General features: G+C 65.1%; 5 protein-coding genes. All 5 read right to left on the reverse strand.

All coding sequences use genetic code 11. The annotated features are described in order from the left end of the window. Positions 1 to 206 (reverse strand): DUF3150 domain-containing protein (locus VBE63_RS25805; RefSeq protein ID WP_323685866.1); only part of this gene is annotated, 206 nt, incomplete at its 3' end. Between the two features lie 64 nt (positions 207 to 270). Then, positions 271 to 657: a hypothetical protein gene (locus VBE63_RS25810; protein WP_323685867.1), complete on the reverse strand. Its 387-nt coding sequence runs from the start codon at positions 655 to 657 to the stop codon at positions 271 to 273. Beyond that, on the reverse strand, positions 654 to 1625 hold the full coding sequence (locus tag VBE63_RS25815; RefSeq protein WP_323685868.1) for an AAA family ATPase: 972 nt from the start codon (positions 1623 to 1625) through the stop codon (positions 654 to 656). The genes VBE63_RS25810 and VBE63_RS25815 overlap by 4 nt, the downstream gene beginning before the upstream one ends. A 282-nt stretch (positions 1626 to 1907) precedes the next feature. After that, the gene (locus tag VBE63_RS25820; RefSeq protein WP_323685869.1) at positions 1908 to 2921 is read right to left on the reverse strand and encodes a lambda-exonuclease family protein; all 1014 of its coding nucleotides are present in this window, start codon (positions 2919 to 2921) and stop codon (positions 1908 to 1910) included. 78 nt (positions 2922 to 2999) lie between these two features. After that, positions 3000 to 3797: recombinase RecT (locus tag VBE63_RS25825; protein WP_323685870.1), on the reverse strand; the 798-nt coding region annotated here is incomplete at its 5' end.

Genomic DNA, 3797 nt, shown 5'->3' on the forward strand with positions numbered 1-3797 from the left:
AAGACCCGCAGCGCCTGCGGGTCGCAGACCTTCTTACTGCCCAAGGAGATCAATTCATCGGGCGGGCGATCCTGGCCCATGCGCAGGTCTTCCGGACGCAGCTTCTTGCGCCCGGACCAGATGTGGTAATCGATCAGAAACAGCGTTGTCTGATCGGTCAAGCGCAGCACCTCAGGTGTGGGTGCCGGAATGGAGTCTGTATTCATTCGGTTGCTCCCTGCGCGGTGTCTCGATGACGACCGCGCGGCAGTGATGGAAAGAGGGTGGCCTTCAGAACCAAAAGTCGTCTTTGCCAACCGCGATCCGCGACAGATCGACGGCCGATGCGGTTGGCAAGGCTTGAGGGGGAGGCGGGGACGGCGCCGGCGTTGGTGCTGAAGACGCGGACAAGGGCGTCGAGAACAGCTCAAGGCGCTGATCCTTCAGCACCGCCTGGCCTAGCAGCACATACCCCTTCGACTGCTTCTCAGCCGCCCGCCGCAGAATCCGCAGTCCCTCAATGGCTGGATAACGGCGCTGCTGGCTCACCTGACCGGTGCGCCCCCAGCAGACATCGAGGTCGCCGTCCGTGCGGCGGCGATAGGCCCAGTCCTTCGAGCCACCGTGCGCATGCCGATAGCGAAACAGCTGCCAGGGCGTCGGCTCCGGATCGCTCATTGCGCCCCGCTCCAGAGCGGTCCAAGCACATCAGCGGCGATGCGATGGATGGCTTCACGCTCCTCGGCCACCGCACGCGCGGTCAAGGCCTGATCCAGCGCATAAGCCAGCGGATTCGGCGCCCCCTTGAAGGTCACCGTCAGCCGCGCCCAGCGCACCAGGGCGCGGGTCGAGAGCGTCAGCGTCAGCTCGCTCTGCCCGGCGTTGCCGGTCAGATGATCGGCGCTTTCGCCCATGAACAGTCGCCGCACCTCATTGGCGACGACCACCAGCTTGTCGGCGATCTCCCGTGGCAGGGCCGGGACCAGCTCAGCGAGCAACGACTGCTCGACCTCTGGCTCCGGATAGCTCACCCGCAGCACGCGAAACCGGTCCAAAAACGCCAGGTTCTGACGCAGCACGCCCTGATAGAGCCCGGTCTGATCACCGGCACCGACACTGTTGCCGGTGGCGATGACGCGAAACTTCCGATGCGGGCGGATCAGCTCACCGCCATTCTGGGCGATCACCAAGGGGGCGCCCTCGACGATGTCGTTGAGTCCGGCCAGCTCGGCTGGGTCCATCAGATCCAGCTCGTTGAGGATCAGCAGATGACCCTCGCGCGCGGCGAGCGCCAAGGGACCGTACACAAAGCGCGTACTGGCGTTGCTCAGCTGAAAGCTGCCAAGCAGGTCGCTCAGCTCCATGCGCCCATGACAGGTCACCTCCTGCACCGGCCAATTGAGCCGGGCGGCGACCTGGCGGATCAGCGAGGTCTTGCCGCAGCCGGTCGGGCCGCTGAGCAACAGCGCATCGCCCTCGGCGGCGCGCAGAAAGGCCAACACGGCGTTCAGGCCCTGGCGAAACACATAGGGCTGTTTGGCCGGGATCTGCGGATGGTCCTCATCGGCGAAGCCTTCGATCTCGAGTCCGCGCGGGGCCTGGATGGCGAAGGTGGTGGCGACATCGAAGCGTTGGGTCATCGACATGGGGCGTTTCTCCTGGGTGAGGAGAGACCGACGTCCCCGGCAGGGAGTCAGGCTCCCCTCGGGGTGGATCAAGGCTGCCATTCGGCAGCCGGGTGATGAGGTCGGGTCTTGTAAGGCGCTCCGACAAGCGCACGGCAAAGCACAGCGGTCTGCCGCAGGACCTGCACGGTGGCCAGATTCTGGAGCAGACCGCCTGCCCGCAGGCAGGACGGTCTGGGGTTGAATGTCGCTTAGCGCCGACTTGAAGGTCAGTTAGCGTGAGGCGAGGTCAGAGGCCGCATTTCAAAAGTAGAAATCTTTTGCCGCCGCCTGTTTCGCCGCTTCTGCCACGGCCTCGGCATCGAAGTCGATCGCCGCCTTGGCCGGGTCCTCCTGCACGGTGACGCGCACCCGCTCACTCGGCTTGCGCCGGAACTGCTCGAGCTTGTCGCTCGCCAGGTCGGGCAAGAGCGCTTTCAGCAAGGCAGGATAGTCAACGCTGCCATTGGCACAGAAGCGCGTGATGCGCAGTCCGGCCGACTCAGCGATCAGGGCCTCGCCCATCATCGCCACCAGATCGGTCTGCAGCTGATCCAGCTCGGCCTTGCAGCGTTTGACATCGGCCTCATGCGCTCGGGCTTCACGCCAGGCGTCTCGATAGCGACCGGCGAGCACGTTCCAGTCCTCCGCTTGTTCAGGCGGCGGGAGGTAGAGATCCCGCAGTGGGTCCTTGGCCGGCTCCTGGCGTTGCTGGATCAGTGCCCAAAAGGCGAGCGCCTGTTCGACCAAGGTGTCGATCAGATCGGCATCGCGGGCGATCTCAAACACGGTATTGGTCTGCGCATCCTGATGGAACACCAGATAGCCTTTTTCGGCGCCGGCGACATAGAGTTGATGCTGCACCTGCGGCAGATACAGCCGATAGGCCTCAGCCTCGCGTCCCTGCGTGCAAACGGTGCGATAGGTTCGTTCACTTGGCACCTTCAGCTCCACCGGCTCGCCGGCATCGTTGATGCCATCGAAGGATGCGCGCAGGATCGGCTCGTCGTCCGCTTCCGCGCACAGCGGCATCAACAGGGTGTCATAGGCCTGTTCAAACCACTGCCGTGCGGCATCTTCGAGCTGGTTGCCGCGCTGCACCTGTGGGTTGCGTGACAGATCCGCCGCACGGGCGAGTCCAGTGCGCTCGGCCCAGAGTCGCCAGCGCGTCTTGTAGGGCGAGCGATCGAGAATGATCGCCGCCTCGGAGGCGGTGATGCCCTGGGCGCGCCACTGGTGCCAGACTGGTGTGCGTTGGGCGATATCGATGATCTTCATCGGTGGTCCTCGGTGAGCCGGGCGCACCGATCCCAACCGGGAGGTGCTCCCGGCAGGGGGGAATGGAGGCAGGCCGGTTCAGGCGGCCTGACGTTGCTCGGCGTCGGCGTGCGACGGCTTGTCGGTTTGCGGCTGGGTCTGAGCCACCGCCAGTGCCTGCAGGGCATAGGCCAGATCGGCGCCACTGCAGCGATCGCGCAGATACTGCTCGGCCTGAGTCCAGGCGGCATTCTCGGCCGCGCGGGCAATGACCTTGTCGATGCGCGGTTTCATCGTTGCTTCGGGCTCGGCATCGCTGGGCAGCGTCTCCGCAACGGCGGCTGTCTCTGGCGTTGAAGAGGCTTGCGCGGGCGTTTTTGACTCAGCGGTCCCGGCGTCGTTGGTTTTTGCCTCGGTTGGCCTCGATCGAGGCTTCGTTGAGCCGATCTCCTGCGTCGCCCCCGCCATTGGCAAGGGCGTATCGCTCTCGATCACCTGCGTCGCCCCCGCCATTGGCAAGGGCGTATCGCTCTCGATCACCTTGCCTTCCATCTCTTCGGCGGTGTAGGTCGCCTCCTCGGGGAAGGCGGCGCGCAGCGAAGCGGCCTTGGCACATTTCATCAGCTGTCCGCGCGGGCGCTTCAGCCACATATCGGCCGGCAGCTCGGAGAAGGCACCGCCATAGCGGGCGTAGGTCTCGAGCCAGAACACCGGTTCGGTGAAGGCACAGCGCTGACCGGCGACGATGCGATAGACGGTCACCTCGCACCACTCGGGGAAGCTGACGCTGCTCTCGAGATCCTGCCAGGTGTCATTGCGTTTGATGCGCCCAGTGAAGGTGCGCTCGCACAGCGGGCCGAAGCGCGGTGGATCGATGCCGGCCCACTGGCCGGTGCG

It is taken from the genome of Lamprobacter sp. (assembly GCF_034860625.1).
In the GTDB taxonomy this organism is placed as follows: Bacteria; Pseudomonadota; Gammaproteobacteria; order Chromatiales; family Chromatiaceae; genus Lamprobacter.

Bases quoted from the DNA above. Each gene is read 5' to 3' on its own strand.
- VBE63_RS25815 (WP_323685868.1), bottom strand. From the start codon at position 1,625: ATGTCGATGACCCAACGCTTCGATGTCGCCACCACCTTCGCCATCCAG.
- VBE63_RS25820 (WP_323685869.1), bottom strand. From the start codon at position 2,921: ATGAAGATCATCGATATCGCCCAACGCACACCAGTCTGGCACCAGTGG.
- VBE63_RS25810 (WP_323685867.1), bottom strand. From the start codon at position 657: ATGAGCGATCCGGAGCCGACGCCCTGGCAGCTGTTTCGCTATCGGCAT.